Origin of the sequence: Mesorhizobium sp. M1182, assembly GCF_040318335.1 — a bacterium.
GTDB lineage: Bacteria > Pseudomonadota > Alphaproteobacteria > Rhizobiales > Rhizobiaceae > Mesorhizobium.
Map to the genome: position 1 here is coordinate 106,728 of NZ_JAMYMD010000011.1, position 20,733 is coordinate 127,460.

General features: G+C 65.6%; 21 protein-coding genes. 8 read left to right on the forward strand and 13 right to left on the reverse strand.

From position 1 onward, the window contains the following. The first annotated feature begins 21 nt into the window (after positions 1-21). Positions 22-558: a L,D-transpeptidase family protein gene (locus NKH33_RS15880; protein ID WP_245274862.1), complete on the forward strand. Its 537-nt coding sequence runs from the start codon at positions 22-24 to the stop codon at positions 556-558. An 84-nt stretch (positions 559-642) separates the two neighbouring features. Here NKH33_RS15880 and NKH33_RS15885 read toward each other — a convergent pair whose 3' ends face one another. Continuing rightward, positions 643-888 (reverse strand): hypothetical protein, encoded by a 246-nt coding sequence (locus NKH33_RS15885; RefSeq protein WP_352920491.1) that lies wholly within the window; start codon positions 886-888, stop codon positions 643-645. 162 nt (positions 889-1,050) lie between these two features. Between NKH33_RS15885 and gcvA the strand changes: the two genes are divergently transcribed. Next, entirely contained in the window at positions 1,051-1,971 is a 921-nt protein-coding gene (gene gcvA / locus NKH33_RS15890) for a transcriptional regulator GcvA (RefSeq protein ID WP_352920493.1), read from the forward strand. A 3-nt stretch (positions 1,972-1,974) separates the two neighbouring features. On the opposite strand, the gene NKH33_RS15895 is transcribed toward gcvA, so the two are convergent. The 6 genes from NKH33_RS15895 to tsaD all read right to left on the reverse strand — a co-directional run bounded on the left by NKH33_RS15895 (position 1,975) and on the right by tsaD (position 6,115). Continuing rightward, positions 1,975-2,391, reverse strand: a complete 417-nt coding sequence (locus tag NKH33_RS15895; RefSeq protein WP_352920496.1) for a DUF1761 domain-containing protein — start codon at positions 2,389-2,391, stop codon at positions 1,975-1,977. A 48-nt stretch (positions 2,392-2,439) separates the two neighbouring features. Beyond that, the gene (locus NKH33_RS15900; protein WP_502896515.1) at positions 2,440-3,138 is read right to left on the reverse strand and encodes a class I SAM-dependent methyltransferase; all 699 of its coding nucleotides are present in this window, start codon (positions 3,136-3,138) and stop codon (positions 2,440-2,442) included. After that, a complete protein-coding gene (locus tag NKH33_RS15905; protein ID WP_023680473.1) occupies positions 3,093-3,518 on the reverse strand; it encodes an EVE domain-containing protein in 426 nt (141 codons plus the stop codon). Before NKH33_RS15905 ends, NKH33_RS15900 begins: the two co-directional genes overlap by 46 nt. A gap of 181 nt (positions 3,519-3,699) precedes the next feature. Beyond that, entirely contained in the window at positions 3,700-3,996 is a 297-nt protein-coding gene (locus tag NKH33_RS15910) for a YciI-like protein (protein ID WP_352470768.1), read from the reverse strand. Positions 3,997-4,022: 26 nt separating this feature from the next. After that, positions 4,023-5,033 (reverse strand): NAD(P)H-dependent glycerol-3-phosphate dehydrogenase, encoded by a 1,011-nt coding sequence (locus NKH33_RS15915; protein WP_352920499.1) that lies wholly within the window; start codon positions 5,031-5,033, stop codon positions 4,023-4,025. Next, positions 5,030-6,115 (reverse strand): tRNA (adenosine(37)-N6)-threonylcarbamoyltransferase complex transferase subunit TsaD, encoded by a 1,086-nt coding sequence (tsaD, locus tag NKH33_RS15920; RefSeq protein WP_352540951.1) that lies wholly within the window; start codon positions 6,113-6,115, stop codon positions 5,030-5,032. The genes NKH33_RS15915 and tsaD overlap by 4 nt, the downstream gene beginning before the upstream one ends. Before the next feature lie 94 nt (positions 6,116-6,209). Here tsaD and hemC point away from each other — a divergent pair, with 94 nt between their 5' ends. The 6 genes from hemC (at position 6,210) to NKH33_RS15950 (ending at position 12,536) form a co-directional block, all read left to right on the forward strand. Next, entirely contained in the window at positions 6,210-7,136 is a 927-nt protein-coding gene (gene hemC / locus NKH33_RS15925) for a hydroxymethylbilane synthase (protein ID WP_352817356.1), read from the forward strand. Position 7,137: 1 nt separating this feature from the next. Further along, a complete protein-coding gene (locus NKH33_RS15930; RefSeq protein WP_352920502.1) occupies positions 7,138-7,851 on the forward strand; it encodes a uroporphyrinogen-III synthase in 714 nt (237 codons plus the stop codon). A gap of 324 nt (positions 7,852-8,175) precedes the next feature. Then, positions 8,176-9,666 carry a COG4223 family protein gene (locus NKH33_RS15935; RefSeq protein ID WP_352920505.1) on the forward strand — a complete coding sequence of 497 codons (1,491 nt, stop codon included), beginning with the start codon at positions 8,176-8,178 and terminating at the stop codon, positions 9,664-9,666. Positions 9,667-9,674: 8 nt separating this feature from the next. Beyond that, entirely contained in the window at positions 9,675-11,282 is a 1,608-nt protein-coding gene (locus NKH33_RS15940; RefSeq protein ID WP_352920507.1) for a heme biosynthesis protein HemY, read from the forward strand. A 39-nt stretch (positions 11,283-11,321) separates the two neighbouring features. Then, the gene (locus NKH33_RS15945) at positions 11,322-11,801 is read left to right on the forward strand and encodes a tellurite resistance TerB family protein (protein WP_352470762.1); all 480 of its coding nucleotides are present in this window, start codon (positions 11,322-11,324) and stop codon (positions 11,799-11,801) included. An 18-nt stretch (positions 11,802-11,819) separates the two neighbouring features. Then, complete coding sequence (locus NKH33_RS15950) at positions 11,820-12,536, forward strand: glutamine amidotransferase (RefSeq protein ID WP_352920510.1); 717 nt, start codon at positions 11,820-11,822, stop codon at positions 12,534-12,536. On the opposite strand, the gene NKH33_RS15955 is transcribed toward NKH33_RS15950, so the two are convergent. The 6 genes from NKH33_RS15955 to NKH33_RS15980 form a co-directional block, all read right to left on the reverse strand. Beyond that, complete coding sequence (locus NKH33_RS15955; RefSeq protein ID WP_352920513.1) at positions 12,537-13,778, reverse strand: MFS transporter; 1,242 nt, start codon at positions 13,776-13,778, stop codon at positions 12,537-12,539. It abuts the gene before it with no gap. A 457-nt stretch (positions 13,779-14,235) separates the two neighbouring features. Beyond that, on the reverse strand, positions 14,236-14,700 hold the full coding sequence (locus NKH33_RS15960) for a Ros/MucR family transcriptional regulator (RefSeq protein ID WP_352481010.1): 465 nt from the start codon (positions 14,698-14,700) through the stop codon (positions 14,236-14,238). A 164-nt stretch (positions 14,701-14,864) separates the two neighbouring features. Continuing rightward, positions 14,865-15,569 carry an ROK family protein gene (locus NKH33_RS15965; RefSeq protein WP_352920516.1) on the reverse strand — a complete coding sequence of 235 codons (705 nt, stop codon included), beginning with the start codon at positions 15,567-15,569 and terminating at the stop codon, positions 14,865-14,867. A gap of 19 nt (positions 15,570-15,588) precedes the next feature. Further along, a complete protein-coding gene (gene zwf / locus NKH33_RS15970; protein WP_352920518.1) occupies positions 15,589-16,965 on the reverse strand; it encodes a glucose-6-phosphate dehydrogenase in 1,377 nt (458 codons plus the stop codon). 22 nt (positions 16,966-16,987) lie between these two features. Next, positions 16,988-18,004 carry a phosphogluconate dehydrogenase (NAD(+)-dependent, decarboxylating) gene (gene gnd / locus NKH33_RS15975; RefSeq protein WP_352920521.1) on the reverse strand — a complete coding sequence of 339 codons (1,017 nt, stop codon included), beginning with the start codon at positions 18,002-18,004 and terminating at the stop codon, positions 16,988-16,990. A 100-nt stretch (positions 18,005-18,104) separates the two neighbouring features. Then, entirely contained in the window at positions 18,105-20,516 is a 2,412-nt protein-coding gene (locus NKH33_RS15980; protein ID WP_352920524.1) for a glucan 1,4-alpha-glucosidase, read from the reverse strand. Positions 20,517-20,733: the final 217 nt, after the last annotated feature.

Here is a 20,733-nt window from a genome sequence, read left to right on the forward strand (position 1 = left end):
GATCGCAATGCAGTCGGCGCAATTTTGCCGAAAGGGCTCACCGTGCTCACCGTGCGCGCGCGCCCCGGCCAACCCAGCCAGGGCTTTCTGCAGGCCGGCAAACTGGTGTTTCCATGTGCGCTCGGGCATGGCGGCATCTCGGCCGGCAAGCGCGAGGGCGACGGCGCCACGCCGCTTGCCTCGATGCGGATATTGTCGGGGTATTTTCGCGGCGACCGTTTTGCCGGCGGCCGCCGGACGCGGCTGGCGATGACGCCGATCGGCCGCGACCTCGGCTGGTGCGAAGTGCCCGGGGACCGCAACTACAACCGCCCGGTCAAAATCCCCTATGGCGCCAGCCATGAGCGGATGCTGCGCACCGACGATCTCTATGACGCCTGCCTGGTGCTGGACTGGAACATTGTGCCGCGCCGGCGCGGGCGCGGCAGCGCCATCTTCTTCCACCTGGCGCGCCCCGGCTTCACGCCGACGCAAGGCTGCGTCGCGGTAACCGCCCGCACCATGGCGCGGCTGCTGCCGCTGCTATCAGAGCGGACGGTGGTAAGGGTGGTGAGGTGAGGGAATAGGGGAATAGGGGAGTAGGGCAGTAAGAGTAGAGACAGGGGCGGGCGCGCCGCTTAGCTTTCCTACTCCCCTACTCCCCTACTCCCCTACTCCCCTACTCCTTTGCCACCCTATGTCGAGAAGGCCGAGCCGGCCGAGTTCGCGGTCCATGGCGCGTGCGATGTCCTTGCGTTCGCCGCCGATGTCGCGAAGCTGGCGATCGGAGAGATCCTCGACATTTTCGTAGGGAAGACTGACCGCGATTTTTGCGTGCCGAAGCCAGTCAAGCACGGCGCGCAGCCAGGCCGGGCGGAGGGTTACCGAGCGCAAGGCGATGTCAGACATGGTGCAATCCGCTTCTCCGGACATCAAATCCGGTTTGATGTTTCTTCGATGCTCAGAGCATGGCGGATTGAAATTAAAACGGGAAACGAGTAGTTTTTTCTGCATCTTCAAGTTTTGTTTGAGGATTGGAATGCTCGATCGAACCCTCCTCGCCTGGCACTGATGGCGCGCCTGCTGCCTGGAACCCGTGCGCTGCGGACGCTGGAGGCAGCGGCCCGGCACCTCAATTTCACCCGCGCCGCCGACGAGCTCGGCCTGACGCCGGCAGCGGTCAGCCATCAGATCAAGGAAATCGAGGATCAGCTCGGCATCGTGCTGTTCACACGCACCAGCCGCACGATCCGGCTGACCGAGGCGGGCGCGGTGCTGTTCGAAGCTTCGACCGATGCGCTCGACCTGCTTGGCCGGGCCGTCTCACGGGCGCAGAAGGCGGCGCGCGGATCGGCGCTGCTGAAGGTCACCCTCGATGCGCAATTCGCGACGAAGTGGCTGATGCGGCGCGTCGACGATTTTCGCAAACAGCATCCGGCAATCGAGCTGCGTTTCGACATCAGTTACGAGGTGCGCGACTTCGATCGCGACGACGTCGATCTCGGCATCCGTTTCGGCACCGGCAAATATCCGGGGCTTCGCTCGCACCGGCTGTTCGAAAACGTCATCATCCCCGTCTGCAGCCCGGCCTTGCTGCGGTCAGGGCCGCCGCTCAAGGAGCCGCGCGACCTGTTCCACCATACGCTGGCCCATATCGAGTGGTCGCGCCAGGGCGTCACCTGGCCGAACTGGAGCATGTGGATGGCGGCGGCGGGCGTCGACGATTTCGACGACAGCCGGACCATCGTGTTCGGCAATTCGACGGATGCCGTCCAGGCCGCGCTCGACGGCAACGCGGTCGCGCTCGCCGATTTCGCCATGGTGGCAAACGACCTTTCGGAAGGCAGGCTGATCCGGCCGTTCGAACTCGGCATCAAGGTCGCGCCCGAATTCGCCTATTTCCTGGTCTATCCCGAAAGTGCGGCGAATGATGCGCGCATTGCCGCCTTTCGCGATTGGCTTCTCGACGAAATCGCCAGGACCCCGACCTGACGTTCAGCCCGCCGCCGCGCCGAACCAGCCGATCACCGCGCCGATGAGAAGCAGCACGCCGAGCCAGTGACCAACATCGATCAGCGTCAGATCCCAGCCGAAACCTTCGTAGCGATGGTTGACCGAAAGCGTGGTGGCGACGAACCCCAGCCAGAGAACGAAGCCGAAGATCACCCCGGCAAGCAGGCTCGGCTCGCCGCCGGTCACGGCGCCGATGATCAGCGACATGACCAGCGCCATGACGATCTCCGCGACGAAGGAGACGACGAAGGGCAGCATCGATTTGCTCATCGTCGCCGGATCAAGCTTGGCGGCCTTCAGCCACGGCTTGCTCAAGCCCATGTACCAGGCCGCGCCGAACAACCACGCCACGACGGCGGCGACGATTACCGCCAGCCAATTGATTGCTGAAAAATCCATGGTTCCCTCCGGTCGATTGCGCGATGGAACGCCTGTTCGGCGATGCCGTCAAGCAAGGCGCCAGACGGTGGTGCGCTTGACCTCGGCGTCCTCCAGCGCCCGGGTCACCGCCACTTCATAGACGGCAAGCGGTTCCAGTCCCGCCCTCGGCAGATAGGAACGGCCGGGATCGCCGACGAGGATGTCGCCGCCGCGCGCCTTCAGCGCGACGAACCACGGCATCAGCCTGTCGGCGAAAGTTTTGTCGTAGAAGACGTCGCCGGCCAGCACCACGTCCCAGCCGGCATCGCTGCCGATGCAGTCGCCGATGAGGAATTTTATCTCGGTCCCATTTGCCTCGGCATTGAGGCGGATCGCGGTCGCGCAGAATGGGTCGATATCGGCGGCGATCACCTCGGCAGCTCCGGCCTTCACCGCGGCAATGGCGACAAGGCCGGAGCCGGAGGCGAAGTCGAGCACGCGCTTGCCGCGCACCGCCGCCGGATTGTCGAGGATGTAGCGGGCAAGGCCTTGGCCGCCGGCCCAGGCAAAAGCCCAGAAGGGCGGCGGCAGGCCGATTTCGGTCAGCTCGTCCTCGGTCCGCTGCCACAGTTCGTGCGCCTCGTCGGCCAGGTGCAGGCGGATCTCCGGCACATGCGGCGGCGCCATCAGCGCCGTGTTGTCGAGGATGAATTTCCTGGCGCTGTCCGGCGTCAGCGCCGTCATGGCGCCGGCGTCAGGCCGCCCATGCGGCAAACCTCTTGCCATTCGGCCGGCGTCACCGGCTGCACAGACAGCCGCCCGAGCCGCACCAGCGCCATGTCGGCCAGCTTTGGATTGGCCTTGGCCTGCTCCAGCGTCACCGGCTTCGGCATGGCCTTGAAGGCGCGGATGTCGACGCACTCCCAGCGGGGATCGTCGGTGGTGCTGTCCTGATGGGCCAGAGCGCAGACTTCGGCGATGCCGACGATGTCCAGCCCGTCATTGGAATGGTAGAAGAAGCCGAGATCGCCGATCTGCATCGCCTTCATGTTGTTGCGCGCCGCATAATTGCGCACGCCGTCCCACTGCGTGCCGGCCTTGCCCTTGGCCTTGAGGTCCTCGAAGGAGAAGACCGAAGGTTCGGATTTGAACAGCCAGTAGTTCATCTCAGTTGTCCCGTTGCCGTTGTCGGTTTGTCGCTATCCAGCGTTGGCGCTGCCCCTCACCCTTACCCGCTCCCCGTAAGGACGGGGAGAGGGGTCGCCAGCGCTGGAGCTTCTCCCTTCTCCCCGTTCTTCACGGGGAGAAGGTGCCGGCAGGCGGATGAGGGGCAGCGCGAACGAACGATCATTCACTCACAGGTTTGTTGAAGCTCCAGTTCCATTGCCGGATTTCGACGCTTTCGAACAGCCCTGCCTTGGTATAGGGATCGGCCGCCGACAGGGCTTTTGCCGCCGCCAGATCGGGCGCCTCGACAACGACGAGGCTGCCGTCCGGCTTGCCGTCGGCGTCGAGGAAAGGGCCGGCGAAACCCAGTTTCTTGTCGCCGTTCAGCCCTTCCAGAAAGGCAATGTGCTCGGGCCGCGTGTCGAGCCGCACCTGCAGGCTTCCTGGCTTGTCCTTGCAAATCAACGCAAACAGCATCTTTCCATCTCCGCAATCGTTCGCGATTACATGTCGGTTTCGGTCTTGAGTGGCCTTGTCATCAACGCCGACACAGCCTGGTCTATGGTTATGGTGCCGTCCAGTATGGCGGCGACGGCGGCGATGATCGGCGCGTCGATCCGGCGCTCGCCGGCGATGCGGGCGGCGATTGCCGCCGTCGGCACGCCTTCGGCCAAAGGCAAGCCGGCAAGCGGCTTGCCTTGCCCCAGCGCCAGCCCATAGGCGAAATTGCGCGACTGCGCGGACGAGCAGGTGAGCAGCAGGTCGCCGAGGCCGGAAAGCCCCATCAGCGTCTCCGGCCTGGCGCCAAAGGCGGCGCCGATGCGGCGCAATTCGACGAAGCCGCGCGTCACCATCGCCGCCTGGGCGCTGGCACCGAGCCCGGCGCCGGTGACGGCACCCGCGGCAATGGCAAAGACGTTCTTCAGCGCGCCGCCGATCTCGACGCCGATCAGATCGTCGCTCGAATAACAGCGCAGATTTTCCGCCGAAAAGCGGGCGGCAAGCTCGGTGGCCAGAGCCTCGTCGCGGGCGGCGACCACGACGGCCGTCGGCAGGCCCCTGGCGACATCGGTGGCAAAGCTTGGGCCGGACAAAGCGGCGACCGGATTTGCCGGCAGTATTTCCTCGGTGATGGACGACAGCAGCGCGCCGGTGTCGCGCTCGATGCCCTTGGCGCAGAGGACCAGCGGGACCCCTTCCGGCATATGGCTGGACGCGGCCGTCAGCATAATCCGCAACGATTGCGCCGGCGCTACCGCCAGAACGCAGTCGGCACCGTCGAGCGCCGCCTCGATGTCGCTCGTCGCCACGATGCCGGGATCAAGCGCAATGCCCGGCAGATAGCGCGGATTTTCGCCACGGTCGACCGCCGCGACGGTCTCCGGGTCGCGCGCATAGAGGCGGACGAAATGACCGGCGCGCAGCGTGGCCAGCGCCAGCGCCGTGCCCCAGGCGCCGCCGCCGAGCACGGCGACGCGCCAGCCGCTTGGCGCCTTGTGCTCGCTGCCGGTCATGCCTTGGCCCCACGCCGGCCCGAGCCGACCATCGGGGCCGAGACGCTGTCCAGCGGCCAGCGCGAGCGCGGCACGAAATCGGCGGCGTTTTCACCTGATATGCCGGCGCGCAAGCGCTCGATGCCGGCCCAGGCGATCATCGCCGCATTGTCGGTGCAGAGGTTGAGCGGCGGCGCGACGAAGCTGAACCCGGCCTGCTCGCACAGGCCCTGCAATGTCGCCTTGATGGTCCGATTGGCGGCGACGCCGCCGGCGACAACCAATGCAGGCTCGGCCTTGTCCGGGAATTGCTGACGGAACCGGGTCAGCGCCCGCGCAACACGGTCGCCCAGCGCATCCGCGACCGCCGCCTGGAACGAGGCGCAGATATCGGCGACATCCTGGTCGCTCAGCGGGGCAATCGCGGTTGCCGCCTGGCGCACCGCGGTCTTGAGGCCGGAGAAGGAAAAATCGGGCTGCACGGAGCCCTTCATCGGGCGCGGAAAGGCGAAACGCGTCGCGTCACCGGTTGCCGCCGCCTTCTCGACATTCGGTCCGCCCGGATAGGGCAGGCCGAGCATCTTGGCCGTCTTGTCGAAGGCTTCGCCAAGCGCGTCGTCGATCGTCGTCGCCCAGCGCTGGTAGTCGCCGACGCCGCGCACGGCGACGATCTGGGTATGGCCGCCGGAGACCAGCAGCAAGAGGTAGGGAAAGTCGAGCCCGTCGGTCAGCCTGGCCGTCAGCGCGTGGCCTTCGAGATGGTTGATGGCGATCAGCGGTTTTTTTGCTGCCGCGGCGATTGCTTTGGCCGTCATCAGGCCGACGATCAGCCCGCCGACAAGACCGGGGCCGGCGGTGGCGGCAATCGCATCGATGTCGGCGAGCTCGACGCCGGAATCGGCCAGCGCTGCCTCGATGATGCCGTCGAGCGCCTCGACATGGGCGCGCGCGGCGATCTCCGGCACGACGCCGCCGAAAGCAGCATGCTCCTCGATCTGGCTGAGCACGATGTTCGACAGGATTTGCGGCGTGCTGCGACCGTCCAGCGCCACCACGCTGGCGGCGGTCTCGTCGCAACTCGTCTCGATGCCCAGAACGCGGATCAATTCGTCGCTGTCCTCGATGATTGTGCAACCGGCCTTTCCCCGATAGGAGAAAGCCCGAAAACCTGCCGGGGGTTATCACGGACGACGCGTCATGCAAACAACCTTGAGAATCGGAACACGCGGCAGCCCGTTGGCGCTGGCGCAGGCGCATGAAACGCAGGCGCGGCTGATGGCGGCGCACGGCATGCCGGCGGAAGCTTTCGAGGTGGTTGTCATCTCGACCACCGGCGACCGCATCCAGGACCGGCCGCTGTCGGAAGCCGGCGGCAAGGGCCTGTTCACCAAGGAGATCGAGGAGGCGCTGCTGGCGCGCCGCATCGACATCGCCGTGCATTCGTCGAAGGACATGCCGACGCTGTTGCCCGAGGGGCTGGAACTGTCCGCGTTCCTGCCGCGCGAGGACGCGCGCGATGCCTTCATCGGCAAGGCGGCGCGAACGATTGCCGGCCTGCCGCAAGGCGCCAGGGTCGGTTCGTCGTCGCTGCGGCGCCAGGCGCTGATCCGGCGGATGCGGCCGGACGTCGAAGTGGTGATGTTTCGCGGCAATGTGCAGACGCGGCTGCGCAAGCTCGACGACGGCATCGCCGACGGCACCATCCTCGCCTATGCCGGGCTGAAGCGGCTCGGGCTCGAAGACGTCGTCACCGACCTGATGCCGCTCGAGGTCTTTCCGCCGGCGCCGGGGCAAGGCGCGATCTGCATCGAAAGCCGCATCGGAGACCGCGACGTGGAACAGATGCTGGCAGCGATCCACGACGGGCCGACCGGCGAGGCGCTGGCCTGCGAGCGCGCCTTCCTGGCGGCGCTCGACGGGTCCTGCCGCACGCCGATCGCCGGACATGCGACGATATCGGGCGGAACGGTTTCCTTTGCCGGGCTGATCATCTCGCCCGATGGCACGCAGTCGCATGAAGTCAGGCTGCAAGGGCCGGCGCAGGAGGCGGCGCGCATTGGCGCGGAAGCCGCGGCGACCGTTCGGGCCAAGGCCGGCGAAACATTCTTCGATGGCTGGACCTGACATGCTCCGCGTCCTGGTGACGAGGCCCGAACCGGGCGCGTCGCGCACGGGGCGCCGGCTTGCGGATGCCGGCTTTCAGCCGATCCTGCTGCCATTGACCGGAACCGTGACGCTGCCGGTCGATGCCGGCGCGCTCGCTGACGCCGCGGCGGTCGCGGTCACCAGCGCCAATGCCGTTCGCCATGCGCCGAAAGAGGTCATCGCGGCGCTCGCCGGCTTGCCGTGCCACGCCGTCGGCAGGAAGACGGCGGAAGCCGCCCGCGCTGCCGCGTTTCTGTCGGTCAGCGAAGGCCCGGGCAATGCCGAGGCGCTGGCCGATGCGCTTGCTGGCGGTTACGCGGGGCAGACGATCGTCTATCTCTGCGGGCGGGTAAGATTTCCCGGCTTCGAGGAAGGGCTGTTGGCGTCGGGCGTTCAGATCCGCGCCGTCGAGACCTACGACACCGTTGTCCTGGATTACTCCGACGAGGCCGTTCTTGCGCGCCTGTCCGCCCGGCCGGTCGAGGCGGTGCTGCTCTATTCGGCCAACGCGGCAAAAGCGATGCAGGCCCTGGCTAGCCGGCCGGCGCTGCGTAGCCTTTTTCAGGACACGCGCTGTTTCGCGCTGTCGGGACGCATTGCCGCGGCCTTGGGCGATGTCGCTGGCGAAAGGATACGGATTGCGCTCGAGCCCAGCGAAGATGCCTTGCTGGGACTTTTGCAGGCGCCGCGCTGATGGCATTAGCGGCGGCTCTGTGCCGTGCTTGAAGGGCGGCGCCAAACGCAGGCGATTGCCCTCGGGCACATTTTGTTCTTGCTTTGTGCCGGCAGCTATGCTAGTAATTTGGTTATGGTGCCAATTGGCTCCAACGACCCGCCCGCCGAGGCGGGTTTTTTGTGTGCCGAGCATGGGCCTTGGCTTGAAACGCGGATTCGGCCCTGCGGCGTTTTGCCAAAACTGAACTCCAAGCCGTGGCGTCATCACGCCGCCCCTTTTCACCGCTTGGTGATGTGCTAGACCCTTTCAACCATCCCGAAGCGAATTTTGCGGAGCCCGAGCATGGTCAAGACGCCGAAGATGCGGCATTCCAAGAGCCGCCGTGAGCCGGTGACCATCGAGCTTGAGCCTGGCGCCGTCTCGCGAGTCGCCGACGAACAGAATGCCGTGACCTCGCGGACCGACGAGGCGCGGGCCGAGGAAGCGGCGAACGCCTCGCAGCCGGAGCCACCTGAAGAGCCGGTGCATGCGGACCAGACCGATCTCGAGCCATGGGAACATGCCGACGCAGCCGCGCCGGCCGGCACGCAAGAGCCGGCGGACGCCGGCGTCGATTCTGCCAGGGAAGCGGAAACCCCTTATCCCGCCGGTTCGGATGCGCCGGCCGGGCGCTCCGCGGTTTCCGATTACAGTTTCGAAGATGCATCCAGCGGAACCGGGGCCAACGAACCGAGGATCCCAGGTTCCGGTGAGAAGACAGCTGAGACGAGGGACGACCATATGGCAGCGCAGCCGAAGCGAAGCGGCATCAACGGCATCGCCGCCGGTATTATCGGCGGCGTCATCGCCCTCGCCGCGGCCGGCGGGCTGCAATTTGCCGGCCTGCTCGGTGCGCCGGGGTCGGGCGGCGTGTCGCTCGACGCGGTCAATGGTGAGATCGTTTCGCTGAAACGCGAGGTCGCGGACCTCAGACAGGCCGGCGCCAACAATGACGCATCGGCCAAGGTGGACGGGCTGTCGTCGGCGCTGGATCAGGTCAGGGCGGACGTCGCGGCGTTGAAGTCGGCGGTCGAGCAAGGCGGTGCCGGCGACAATGCCGGCCTGGCAGCACTTGGCGACAAGGTAAGGCAGATCGAGACGGCGGTTGCGGCCCTCGGCAAAGCCGGCGGTACGGCGCCGGTCGATCTCGGCCCGCTCAACGAAAGGCTGGCCGCGCTCGATGCGCTGGTGAAATCGGCCGGCGAGACGACAAAGGCGCAGGACAGCCGGCTTGCGGCCCTGGAACGGTCGGTTTCACAGATCTCCGGCAAGGTCGATGCACAGGCTTCGCAGCCGAAGATCGCACTGGCCATTGCCGCTTCGGCGCTCAAGGCAGCGCTCGACCGTGGTGCACCGTTCGCCGCCGAGCTGGAAACCTTTGCCGCGATCTCACCCGATGCACCCGAGATCGCGACGTTGCGCACCTATGCCGAAAAGGGCGTCCCGATGCGCTCCGAGATCGCCGCCGAAGCGGACGCCGCCGCCAACGCGATGGTCGCTGCCGCGACGCCCATCGACCAGAATGCCGGCATCCTGCAGAAGCTGCTGTCCAGCGCCGAATCGCTGGTCAAGGTCAGGCCGATCGGCGCCGTCGAAGGCACCGGCGTTCCGGAAACCGTCGCGCGCATGGAGGTCGCGGTCAACCAGGGCGACTACGCCAAGGCGCTCAGCGAATACGAAACCCTGCCTGAGGCGGCCAAGGCCGCCGGCGCCGACTTTGCCGGCAAGCTGAAAGCGCGGATGGAGGTCGAGACGCTGATCGATTCGCTCATCGCCGGCGCGATGAAGGCGTGAGGAACCCGATGATCCGCATCCTCGCCTTCCTTGCCGTCGTCTTTGCGCTCGGGCTCGGCTTCGCCTGGCTGGCCGACCGGCCGGGCGAAATGCTCGTCACCTTCAACGGCTATCAATATCAGGTCAGCCTGATGGTCGCGGCGGTGGCGGTCGTTGCCGTGGTTGCCGCGGTGATGATCGTCTGGTGGGTGATCAAGGCGCTGTGGAACAGCCCCTATACGATCTCGCGCTATTTCCGCGTGCGTCGCCGCGACCGCGGCTACCAGGCGCTGTCGACCGGGATGATCGCCGCCGGGGCCGGTGACGGCGCGCTCGCCCGCAAGAAGACCAAGGAAGCGGCAAAGCTGATCCGCTCCGATCAGGAGCCACTGATCCAGCTGCTCGACGCGCAGGCCTCGCTGCTCGAAGGCGACCATGAAGGCGCCCGCGAAAAGTTCGAGACCATGCTCGATGATCCCGAAATGCGGCTGCTCGGCCTGCGCGGGCTTTATCTCGAGGCCGAGCGGCTCGGCGACCGCAACGCAGCCCGCCACTATGCCGGCCGTGCCGCGGCGGTGGCGCCGCAACTGGCCTGGGCGGCCGAATCGACGCTGGAAGACCTGACTGGACGCGGCGACTGGGATGGCGCGCTGAAACTGGTCGACGCCCAGAAGTCGACCCGGCAGATCGAGCGTGACGCCGCCAACCGCCGCCGCGCCGTGCTGCTGACCGCCAAGGCGCAGGCGCTGATCGACAGCGATGCCAATGCCGCAAGGGCGGCGGCGCTCGAAGCCAACCGGCTGCGGCCGGATTTTGCACCGGCGGCGGTCGTCGCGGCGAAATTGCTGTTTAGGCAGAACGACGTGCGCAAAGGCTCGAAAATCCTCGAGGCGGGGTGGAAGGCCGAGCCGCATCCGGAGATCGCCGAGCTCTACACCCATGCCAGGCCGGGCGATGCCGTGCTCGACCGGCTGAACCGGGCAAAGAAGCTGCAGGAGCTGAAGAAGAACCATGCCGAGTCCTCGCTTGCCGTGGCGCGCGCCGCGCTGGATGCGCAGGATTTTTCAACCGCCCGCCGGGAGGCGGAAGCCGCGATCCGCATGGATCGCCGCGAAGGCGCCTATCTGCTGCTGGCCGATATCGAGGAGGCCGAGACCGGCGACCAGGGCAAGGTGCGGCAGTTGCTGTCGAAGGCGGTGAGAGCGCCGCGCGACCCGGCCTGGGTTGCCGATGGTGTCGTCTCCGAACGCTGGGCTCCGGTATCGCCGATCACCGGCAGGCTCGATGCATTCGAATGGCGGGCGCCGATGGAGCGGCTCGGGCAGTTGATCGACGGTCATGAGGATACGCCGGAGGCGCCGGTGCCGGCCATCGCGGCTCCAGCCGGGCCGGCACAGGAAAGAGCCGGGACGATCGAGCACACGGCGGAGACACCGGGCACAGCGACCGAGGAGAAGACGGACGACCGTGCCGGCGAGGATCATGTGACACCAATCACCGCGGCGGCGTTTGCCCAAGTGCCGGAAGATGCCGAGGCCGTCGAGCCAGCGCAGGAGCTGACGCGGCTGCCCGACGACCCTGGCGTCGATCCAGACGACGCGGCGGATAAATCGACGCGCCGGTTTCGTTTATTCTGATCAGGGTCGAGTGGACCCGGGCTTATTGGGAATGATTTGATGTTCGAACGCGTTTTGTCGTTTCTAAGGGATCTGCCGTCCGGTGGTGGCGCCAGCCCCAGCGCCGACGATCCGCGCATTGCCGCGTCCGCCCTGCTTTTCCACGTGATGAACGCCGACGGGGTGCGCCAGGATAGCGAATGGGAACGGTTCAAGAAGGTGCTGGCGGAAAGCTACTCGATCAGCGGCGACGAACTCGACGCGTTGGCGGCTGCCGGCGAGCGGGCCGACAATGAGGCGATCGACCTCTACGCCTTCACCAGCGTGCTCAAGCGCCATCTCGACGCCGAGGCGCGAAAGGCCTTCATCGGCCTGATGTGGGAGATCGTCTATGCCGATGGCGAGCTGCACGAGCTCGAGGACAATACCGTGTGGCGGGTCGCCGAGCTGATCGGCGTCGAACGTCGCGACCGTGTCGAGGCGCGCCTCAAGGCGGCCGCCGCGGCTCCTGGTGCTGCCGGAACCTCAAGCGACGAATAGACAGGATCCCGCCTTCCAATGCCGCCCAAGCCAAGTCCGAGACCAAAGATCCTGATCGTGCTGCATCAGGAGCATTCGAGCCCCGGACGGGTCGGCCATATGCTTATCGAGGAAGGCTTCGACCTCGACATCCGCCGACCGCCGCTCGGCGAGGCCTTGCCGCAGACGCTGGATGGCCATGCCGGCGCCGTGGTGTTCGGCGGGCCGATGAGCGCCAATGACGGCGACGAGTTCGTCCGCCGCGAGACCGACTGGCTTAAAATTCCGCTCAACGAGAACCGGCCGCTGCTTGGCATCTGCCTCGGCGCGCAAATGCTGGTCAAGCATCTTGGCGGCAGGGTCGAGGGCCACGGCGAGGGCCTCGTCGAAATCGGCTGGTATCCGCTTAAGGCGACCGAAGCGGGCAGCAGGCTGATACATTGGCCGGAGATGGTCTATCAATTCCATCGCGAGGGCTTTTCGCTGCCGAAGGACGCGACGCTTTTGGCGACGGCCGAAACCTATCCCAACCAGGCCTTCCGCTATGGCGACAATGCCTGGGGCATCCAGTTCCATGGCGAATTGACCCGGGCGATGATGCAGCGCTGGGTGGTGCGCGGCGCGCACCGCTTCGAACTGCCCGGCGCGCAGCCCGGCCGCGACCATCTCGGCGGCCGGCTGATCTGGGACATGCACCTCAAGCGCTGGCTCGGCGAGTTCCTGCCGATGATTTTCGGCAAGCCGGCGCTGCGGTAATCAGTTTCGCCCCCTGAGATGACGCACCTTGCGCAGCTGCGGGAACAGCACCGCCCATAGGCCGGCAACGGCGATCGCCCCGACACCCCCGACCACCACGGCCGGAACCGTGCCGATCAACGCCGCCATGGTACCGGCGCGGAATTCGCCGAGCTCATTGGAAGCGCCGACAAACACCTGGTTGACAGCGTTGACGCGGCCGCGAACGTCGTCCGGCGTCCACAGCTGGATCAGCGTCTCGCGGATATAGACGCTGAACATGTCGGTGGCGCCGAGCAGCGCAAGGGCCGCAATCGACAGCCAGGTGATGGTCGAGAGGCCGAACAGAACCGTGAATGCGCCGAACAGCGCGACGAAGGCGAGCATGACAAGGCCGGCATGGTTGCGGATCGGGTGTCCGGCCAGCCAGATGGCGACGCAGATGGCGCCGACGCCGGGCGCCGAGCGCAACAGGCCGAGCCCCCATGGGCCGAGTTCGAGGATATCGCGCGCGTAGACCGGCAGCAGCGCCGAGGCGCCGGACAGGAGCACCGCAAACAGATCGAGCGAAATCGCGCCGAGCACGATCTTTTCGCTCCAGATATAGCCGAAGCCGGCGAACAGGGTCTGTACCGTCGGCCTGTCGGTCCGGCTGCGCTGGGCAGGCTTCGGGATGGTGAAGATCAGCACGGCGGCAACCAGCATCAGCACGGCGGCGGTGGTGTAGGCGGCTTCGGCTGAAAGCCCGTAGAGCAGGCCGCCGGCGACCGGCCCGACGATGGTTGCCGTCTGCCAGGCGGACGAGTTCCAGGCGATGGCGTTGGCGAAATCCTCGGGCGGCACCAGATTGGCGAACAGTGATGAGGAGGCCGGCCCGAAGAAGGCGCGCGCGATGCCGAACATGGCGAGCACGATGAAGACCGGCATCGGCCCGGAGAGGCCGCGTAGCGTCAGCAGCAGCAGGGCCAAGGCGCAGCCCGCCTCGACCAGCACCGCCGCCGCCATGATCAGCCGGCGCCCGAAACGATCGGCAACGTCGCCGGTGACCAGCACTAGCAGCAGCGAAGGCAGGAACTGGACGATGCCGACAAGGCCGAGGTCGAACGGGTCGCGGGTGAGATCGTAGATCTGCCAGCCGACGGCGACCGACACGATCTGGGTGGAGAATGTCGAGAGGAAGCGCGCCGCCCAGTAGCTCAGGAACGGCCGGTGGCGAAAGGCGGCATAGCGCTGGTCGGATGGTACTTGGGATTCTGTGGTCATGGAATAAGGCCCCGTGGCGGCTATGTCGGCCGGCGGGGCACTTCCACGATGGGCGCTGGTCCGGCCAAAAAAGCCTTTAGCGCAGTTCGGCGCAGGGCGCGCGCAAAAATCCGGCGTGGCTCCAGCTTTTTTCAGGCTGCCATACCAATTGCAGGCGGCAACCACGCTCGGCGGAGATGGAGAGGGTTATTTGGCGCGCAGGTCGAGTTCCTTCGCGCCCCCCTCTGTCCTGCCGGACATCTCCCCCTCAAGGGGGGAGATTGGACGTCGCGACGTCCTTCGCCAGTCTCCGGCTTCGAAGGCAATTTGTACGTTCAAAGATTTGTACGTTTAAAGCGTAGCGCCATCGGCGAGGCAGCTGATCTCCCCCCTTGAGGGGGAGATGTCCGGCAGGACAGAGGGGGGCGCTGTCCCGCCAATCTTCGAGGCTTGCGTTTGCAGGGCTTCGAACGATGCTTTAGGCCGTCGCCTTGGCCTTCCTGCCCCTGCCCTTGACGGGCGCGGGCGGGGGGGCTTTGCGGCCGAGACCGATCGCCTTGGCCAGCTGCGAACGCGAGGCCGCGTAGTTGGGGGCGACCATCGGGTAGTCCGACGGCAGGCCCCATTTGGCGCGATAGGCGTCGGGCGTCAGCCCGAAATGAACGCCGATATGGCGCTTCAAGGATTTGAACTTCTTGCCGTCCTCGAGACAGATGATGTAGTCCGGCGTCACCGATTTCTTGGGATTGACGGCAGGCGTCAGCGGCGCGGCGACCGGCACAGCCGGTTGCCCGAGGCCGCCTATGGAAGCGCTGACGCTGGCGATGAGATCGCCGAGGCCGGAAGCCGGCAAGCGGTTCTTCTCGACATAGGCGGACACGATATGGGCGGTCAGCTCGAGCAGGTCGATATTTTTGCGAGCGTTGTTGTTGTCGTCGGTCAATCTATCTCTCCGTCCATGGGGGTCGCAGAAATTCCTAGTCGGCAAATCTGCGCAATGCAATGACGCCGCACCACGTCACACATTATTTTGAATAATAATACTAACGGCAGCGCGGGATTAACAACCCTGAGCCGGTGCTCGATAATATCAGACAATCAGCAATATCAAATAATCAGGGATTTGTCGCGCCATAGTCGAAATCCGCCCTCGAAGGCGCGTGTGTTGTCGCCGCGTCTGCAATCGGCGGGCAAGTCGGTGAGTTCGTCGACATTGCCGCCGCCGATGACCACGTAGTCCGGCTGCATGGCGGCGCGAAGCCGGTCGACCACGTCGAAGACGTGTTTGCGCCATTTCTTCTTGCCGCGCTTTTGCAGGCCGCGTTCGCCGACATAGTCTTCGAAACTGCCGCGCTTCTTGTAGGGAAGATAGGCAAGCTCCATCGGCTGGGCAACGTTATCGACGATCATCGCGGCCCCAAGGCCGGTGCCGAGGCCAAGGAACAGCATGCGGCCGCCCTCATAACTGCCGATGGCCTGCATGAGCGCATCGTTAACGACCTTGACCGGTTTGCCGAACTCGGCGGCGAAATCGCAGCCGACCCAGCCCTTGCCGAGATTGGCGGGTTCGGTCAGTGGGCGGTTGTGGTGCACCGGGCCCGGATAGCCCATCGAGACGACATCGTAGTGCAGCCCTTCGGCGAGCGTCTTCACCGCCGCGACCATCTGCTGCGGCGTAAGCTCCGGTCCGGAAGCGGTCTTGCGCTCGTCGCCGCCGGCACTGGTGCGGATCTTGACGTGCGAGCCGCCGATATCGATCGCAAGCACGATCTTTTCTTCCTCCGATGCCGGGTGCCTCACCGCCTTGGCCATCGCCTTCGCCTCCCAGAAATCATTTCGCCGGATTGATCCAGCCGTTCGGCGGCCCGAATCCAGCCATGGCTTCGGCCGGCCCCCATGTCTTTGGCGCGTAGACAGGGGGCGGCGTGGTGTCGCCGAGCACCGGGCCGACGATGCGCCAGGCGAGCTCGCTGGCGTCCTGGCGGGTGAACAGCTGGCCGTTGCCGTTCATGGCGTCGCCGATCAACCGTTCGTAAGGCGGCATGTCGCCCTTCGAATCGTCCAGCGCGGTGAGCTCGACCTGCTCACCGACCATGTCATCGCCGGGCGCCTTGCGCCGGGCTCCGATCGAGATCGCCACCTGAGGATCGATGCGGAAGCGCACGTGATTGCAGTCGCCGGGCTTGATCGGATCGAAGACGTCGAGCGGCGGCCGCTTCAGTTGCACGATGACCTCGGTGGCGTGCACCGGCAGGGATTTGCCGGCGCGAATGAAGAACGGCACATCCTGCCAGCGCCAGGTATCGACGAAAAAGCGCACCGCCGCGAAGGTCTCGACCGGCGAGTTCGGCGCCACGCCCGGCTCGCTGAGATAGCCGTCGAACTGGCCGCGCACCACATCGTCCCTGGTCAGCGTCCGGATCGCCCGCAGGACCTGCACCTTCTCGTCGATGAGATCGTCGGCCGAGCGGCCGACCGGCGGTTCCATGGCGAGCAGCAAGAGGATATTGAGCAGATGGTTTTCGATGACGTCGCGAATGCAGCCGACCTCGTCATAGAAGCGGCCGCGGCCCTCGACGCCGAAATCCTCGGCCATGGTGATCTGCACGCTCTCGACGTAATTGCGGTTCCAGATCGGCTCGAGGAAGGAATTGGCGAAACGGAAATAGAGCAGATTCTGGATCGCCTCCTTGCCGAGATAATGGTCGATGCGGAAGATCGACTTTTCGTCGAAAACCAGATGCAGCACCCGGTTAAGCCAGCGCGCCGATTGCAGATCGTGGCCGAACGGCTTTTCCACCATCAGGCGCGCGCCCTGGGCGGCGCCCGACTGCTCCAGCCCCTGGACGACCACCTCGAACATCGCCGGCGGCACCGCCAGATAGTGCAGCGGCCGCTCAGCGCCGCCGAGCGCGGTCTTCAGCTTCTCGAAGGTCGCAGGCGCCCGATAGTCGCCACTGACATAGCGCAGCAGCAATGCAAGCCTGGCAAAGATCTTGTCGTCGATGCTGCCCAAGGCGTTGACGATGCCGTCGCGGGCGCGCGCCTGCAGCTTGGCCAGGTCCCACGGATCGAAGGCGACGCCGATCACCGGCTCGTTCAGCGTCCCTTTGGCCACCATGGCGTAAAGGGCGGGGAAGATCTTCTTGTGGGCGAGATCGCCGGTGGCGCCGAAAAGCACCAGCGTGTCCGATCGTTCCTGGCTCATGGGCGTGCCTCCCTGTCGCCCGTCACGAGCCGGCCTTGGGTTTTTCGACATGGCCGCCAAAGGCATAGCGCATGGCGGACAGAAGCTTGTCGGCGAATTCGGATTCGCCTTGCGAGGAGAACCTGTCGAACAGCGCCGAGGACAGCACCGGCGCCGGCACGCCGGTGTCGATCGCCGCCTTCAGCGTCCAGCGGCCTTCGCCGGAATCCGAGACCCGCCCGCCGAACTGCGTCAACGACGAATCGGCCTTCAGTACGCCGGCCGTCAGGTCGAGCAGCCACGAGCCGATGACGCTGCCGTGCCGCCAGACCTCGGCCACTTCAGCGATGTCGATGTCGAACTGGTAATATTGCGGGTTTTCCAGCGGGCTGGTTTCGGCATCGGCGGTGCGCTGCCGTTTGCCGGCATTCGCCGACTTCAGGATGTTCATGCCTTCGGCATAGGCGGCCATAACGCCATATTCGATACCGTTATGGACCATCTTGACGAAATGGCCGGCGCCGCTTGGTCCGCAGTGAAGATAGCCGAAGGGCGAGGTTCCGGCATCCTTGGCAGGAGCGGGCGAAGCGGCGTCGGCGCCCGGCGCCAGCGTTGCGAAGACCGGATCGATATGCTGGACCGCGCTGTCGGGGCCGCCGATCATCAGGCAGTAGCCGCGCTCGAGGCCCCAGACGCCGCCGCTGGTGCCGACATCGACATAGCTCAAGCCTTTCAAGGCGAGGCGCGCGGCGTGGTCGACGGCCTCGTGGTAATAGGAATTGCCGCCGTCTATGATGATGTCGCCCGGCTCCATCAGGGCAGCCACCTGGTCGACGATCTTGCCGGTGATCGCCGCAGGCAGCATCAGCCAGGCGCTGCGCGGCTTCGCCAGCTTGCCGACGAACTCCTCCATCGACGCCGCTCCGACCGCGCCGGCGCTCACAAGCGCGGCGACGCTCGCCGGGTTAATATCGTAGACGACGCATTCGTGGCCATCACGCAGCAGGCGCCGAACCATGTTGGCGCCCATCCGGCCCAGTCCCATCATTCCTATCTGCATGGTCTCGTCCTGCCTTACTTGAGGGATCGATGATCTAGTGGCGCTGTGATTGAAGCATGATCTTTTCCAAAAACCGGTCTCCACTCTGCGGGATCATGTTCTATCCGGTATCGCCGATGCCGACAGAAAAGTCAGCATTCTCCCAATGGCCGCTGTCGGGCCAGAAGAAAGTGAAGACAATGCTATTGCCCGGGCTATTGCCCGGAGCAATCTCGGCAACCTGCAATTCCGCAAGATGGATGCCGAAAGCATTCGCGGTGGTCTCGGTGTCATGGACGGTTGCCCAATCGTCGCTGCTCCAATGAACCACCGCCCGGGCCAGAAGTTCGATGCGCAGCGCCTTGCCTGCCGGGATGGTACGGATCTTGTGGCTGAAACGCCATGCCCTGAAGCGCGACACCGTCCTGCCCTCGATATAGCGCTTGACCCCTTGCGGCGGCATGTCGAACACGGCGCCGTCGCGGAGAGAACGCAGCAGCTTGATGTGCTCGGAATGCGCCCAGACCAGCGGCTTGGCGCTGCCGGAGGGCCCGCCATGCCGCAATTCGCGCTCCGGCATGTCGGGACCGTCCCAGACCTGCTCCGGCAGCAGGCCGCCCGGTCCGGCAGAGTTCTCGAACGTCCTGAGCAGGCTTGCCGCACTATGCCTGCGGCCTGCCGCCAACTCGTAATGAGCGCGCTCGCCGACCAGCAGCGGCCAGGGCCGGCCCCGGCCGGTTCCATCGAAGGGCGCGCCGTCGGCATGCTCGCCATAGCCGTCGCCATTGTAGCGGTACCAGAGCGGGCCCTGCGGCAGCTCGCAGCGCAATTGCGCGTCGATCACCTTGACCGTGTCGAGGATGCGCGGATCGTCGGCTGCCCGCAAGCCGAAGCGGACCAGCGCCAGCGCATCGGGGCTGACGATCGCCTCGGCCGGCCGGTCCGTATCGGCCGGCGGGCGGTTCTTGATCGGGACGTAGCCGTCTTTCGGCGATGCCGCGCCGGCTTTGTCGGGCGGCGCAATGCGGACATAGTGGCCCTCGACGCCGGCTTCATCGCCCGAGGAGCTACCGGCGACGTAGGTCCAGCGTTCGATCTGATCGTTCCAGACGTCGGCGGTTTCGCGCAGATAGTTTGCCGGCTCGGCTTTGCCGGCGGCATCGAAGATGTCGGCAGCCGCAAGCAATGCGGCGATCTCGACGGCAAGCGTGAACGGGCTGTAGCCGGCGTCTTCTTCCCAACGGTCCTCGCCGGTGACCGGGCCGTTGCGCACGACATAGGCGGTAGCGCGCTCGATCATCGGCATGAAGGAGGAGAGTGCGGCAGGCGGCAAATGGCCGGCGCGGCGCAGTGCGTCGGCAAGCAGCAGCGGGAAGGCGCATTCGTCCATCTGGATGCCCGGCCAATAGGCCGATCCGTCGAGCCAGGCGTTCTGCGGCCAATGGCCGTCCGGCTGCTGGATCGAGCGCAGATAGCCAAGGATGCGCAAGGCTTCCGCCGGGTCGCCGGCGGCGAGGAAGCCGCCGGCGGTTTCGACCAGATCGCGCGGCCAGACCAGGTGATAGCCGCCGAGATCGTCGTCGCCCTTGTTGAAGCCCCACGGGATCGACAGGCTGGCAACGGCTGCTCCGGCGGACGACCGGTGTGTCGCCAGCACCGCCGTGCTGAGGCGGTAGCTGTTGAGGCCGGACGCCGCATGCCGGTCCAGCGGCAGCAATCCGGCCTGCCATTTGCGCCATTTGTCGACGTAGGATCCGGCTGCGGGCTCAAAACCTTGCCTCAGGCTGGCGAAAGCGGTTTCCGCCGCCTGTTGCGGCGTCGTGCCGAAGCCGAGCGCCAGCGATATTTTTGGGTTTGCGGCCGAAAAGGCGATCTCGCCGGTCAGCGCGACATTGCCATCCTCGGCCCTGCGGCAGGCCGGATCGAGCCGGCCGCCTTGACCAAGCTGCTGCCAGCCGTCGGAGACGCCGACATAGCCGGCCGAGCACGCCTTCCACGGCAACGACGAGGCGAGCGCCAGGCAGGTGCCGCGTCCCGATGCAAACAGGACAGGCTGTCCTTCATGGTCGTCGATCCAGGCGGTGTTGCCCATGCCGGCGTTGACGAGGTGCGGTGCCAGCAGCGCGTAGACGCGGTAGTCGGCGGCCGCGCCTTTGAGCGGCGTGAACATGATCTCCTGCAGCAAGACGGGACGTTCCGGATCCGTCAGGATGCGCTTTTCGATCCTGTAGGTTCCATCGCTTGCGGTGTTGACCAGCCGGTAGGCAGGCACCCCGTCCGCCAGGGGTTCGATACTGTGTTCGGCGTCGCGTTTTTCTTCCGAGAAATAGCCGTCGGGTCCGGTGACGATCAGCCCCAGATCGCGGGTGCATGCGCTATCGAGGCGCGGGTAGTAGATCTCGTTGAGGATACCGTGGCTGATGGTGAACCAGATCGGGCAGGCCGGCGAGAGCGCGGTGCCGACGCCGCTCTTGGCGCTCGAGGTCCAGCGTGCCGGAATGCCGGGTGCACCCGGGGCAAGGTTCGTCGCCATCCAAATCGGTCTCCAGTGCCATCCCTAGACCAGGAGTCGAACCGGTTTCAATGATTGCACCGCAAGTTGATCGCCGGCCATGGTTTGATGTTGACAGCTTGCCGCCTATCTGCATTTGTCTGATAATAGATAAAAAACAAGATTGTGAGCGTATCAGCCAATACCCACCAGCCAGCCATTAACCACCAGTAAGACAGCAACTCACGGGAGGAGTATG

What these genes read in the sequence shown, in the direction of transcription:
- NKH33_RS15885 (WP_352920491.1), bottom strand. Translation starts at nt 888, where the DNA reads ATGTCTGACATCGCCTTGCGCTCGGTAACCCTCCGCCCGGCCTGGCTG.
- gcvA (WP_352920493.1), top strand. Translation starts at nt 1,051, where the DNA reads ATGGCGCGCCTGCTGCCTGGAACCCGTGCGCTGCGGACGCTGGAGGCA.
- NKH33_RS15895 (WP_352920496.1), bottom strand. Translation starts at nt 2,391, where the DNA reads ATGGATTTTTCAGCAATCAATTGGCTGGCGGTAATCGTCGCCGCCGTC.
- NKH33_RS15900 (WP_502896515.1), bottom strand. Translation starts at nt 3,138, where the DNA reads ATGGCAAGAGGTTTGCCGCATGGGCGGCCTGACGCCGGCGCCATGACG.
- NKH33_RS15905 (WP_023680473.1), bottom strand. Translation starts at nt 3,518, where the DNA reads ATGAACTACTGGCTGTTCAAATCCGAACCTTCGGTCTTCTCCTTCGAG.
- NKH33_RS15910 (WP_352470768.1), bottom strand. Translation starts at nt 3,996, where the DNA reads ATGCTGTTTGCGTTGATTTGCAAGGACAAGCCAGGAAGCCTGCAGGTG.
- NKH33_RS15915 (WP_352920499.1), bottom strand. Translation starts at nt 5,033, where the DNA reads ATGACCGGCAGCGAGCACAAGGCGCCAAGCGGCTGGCGCGTCGCCGTG.
- hemC (WP_352817356.1), top strand. Translation starts at nt 6,210, where the DNA reads ATGCAAACAACCTTGAGAATCGGAACACGCGGCAGCCCGTTGGCGCTG.
- NKH33_RS15930 (WP_352920502.1), top strand. Translation starts at nt 7,138, where the DNA reads ATGCTCCGCGTCCTGGTGACGAGGCCCGAACCGGGCGCGTCGCGCACG.
- NKH33_RS15935 (WP_352920505.1), top strand. Translation starts at nt 8,176, where the DNA reads ATGGTCAAGACGCCGAAGATGCGGCATTCCAAGAGCCGCCGTGAGCCG.
- NKH33_RS15940 (WP_352920507.1), top strand. Translation starts at nt 9,675, where the DNA reads ATGATCCGCATCCTCGCCTTCCTTGCCGTCGTCTTTGCGCTCGGGCTC.
- NKH33_RS15945 (WP_352470762.1), top strand. Translation starts at nt 11,322, where the DNA reads ATGTTCGAACGCGTTTTGTCGTTTCTAAGGGATCTGCCGTCCGGTGGT.
- NKH33_RS15950 (WP_352920510.1), top strand. Translation starts at nt 11,820, where the DNA reads ATGCCGCCCAAGCCAAGTCCGAGACCAAAGATCCTGATCGTGCTGCAT.
- NKH33_RS15955 (WP_352920513.1), bottom strand. Translation starts at nt 13,778, where the DNA reads ATGACCACAGAATCCCAAGTACCATCCGACCAGCGCTATGCCGCCTTT.
- NKH33_RS15965 (WP_352920516.1), bottom strand. Translation starts at nt 15,569, where the DNA reads ATGGCCAAGGCGGTGAGGCACCCGGCATCGGAGGAAGAAAAGATCGTG.
- zwf (WP_352920518.1), bottom strand. Translation starts at nt 16,965, where the DNA reads ATGAGCCAGGAACGATCGGACACGCTGGTGCTTTTCGGCGCCACCGGC.
- gnd (WP_352920521.1), bottom strand. Translation starts at nt 18,004, where the DNA reads ATGCAGATAGGAATGATGGGACTGGGCCGGATGGGCGCCAACATGGTT.
- NKH33_RS15980 (WP_352920524.1), bottom strand. Translation starts at nt 20,516, where the DNA reads ATGGCGACGAACCTTGCCCCGGGTGCACCCGGCATTCCGGCACGCTGG.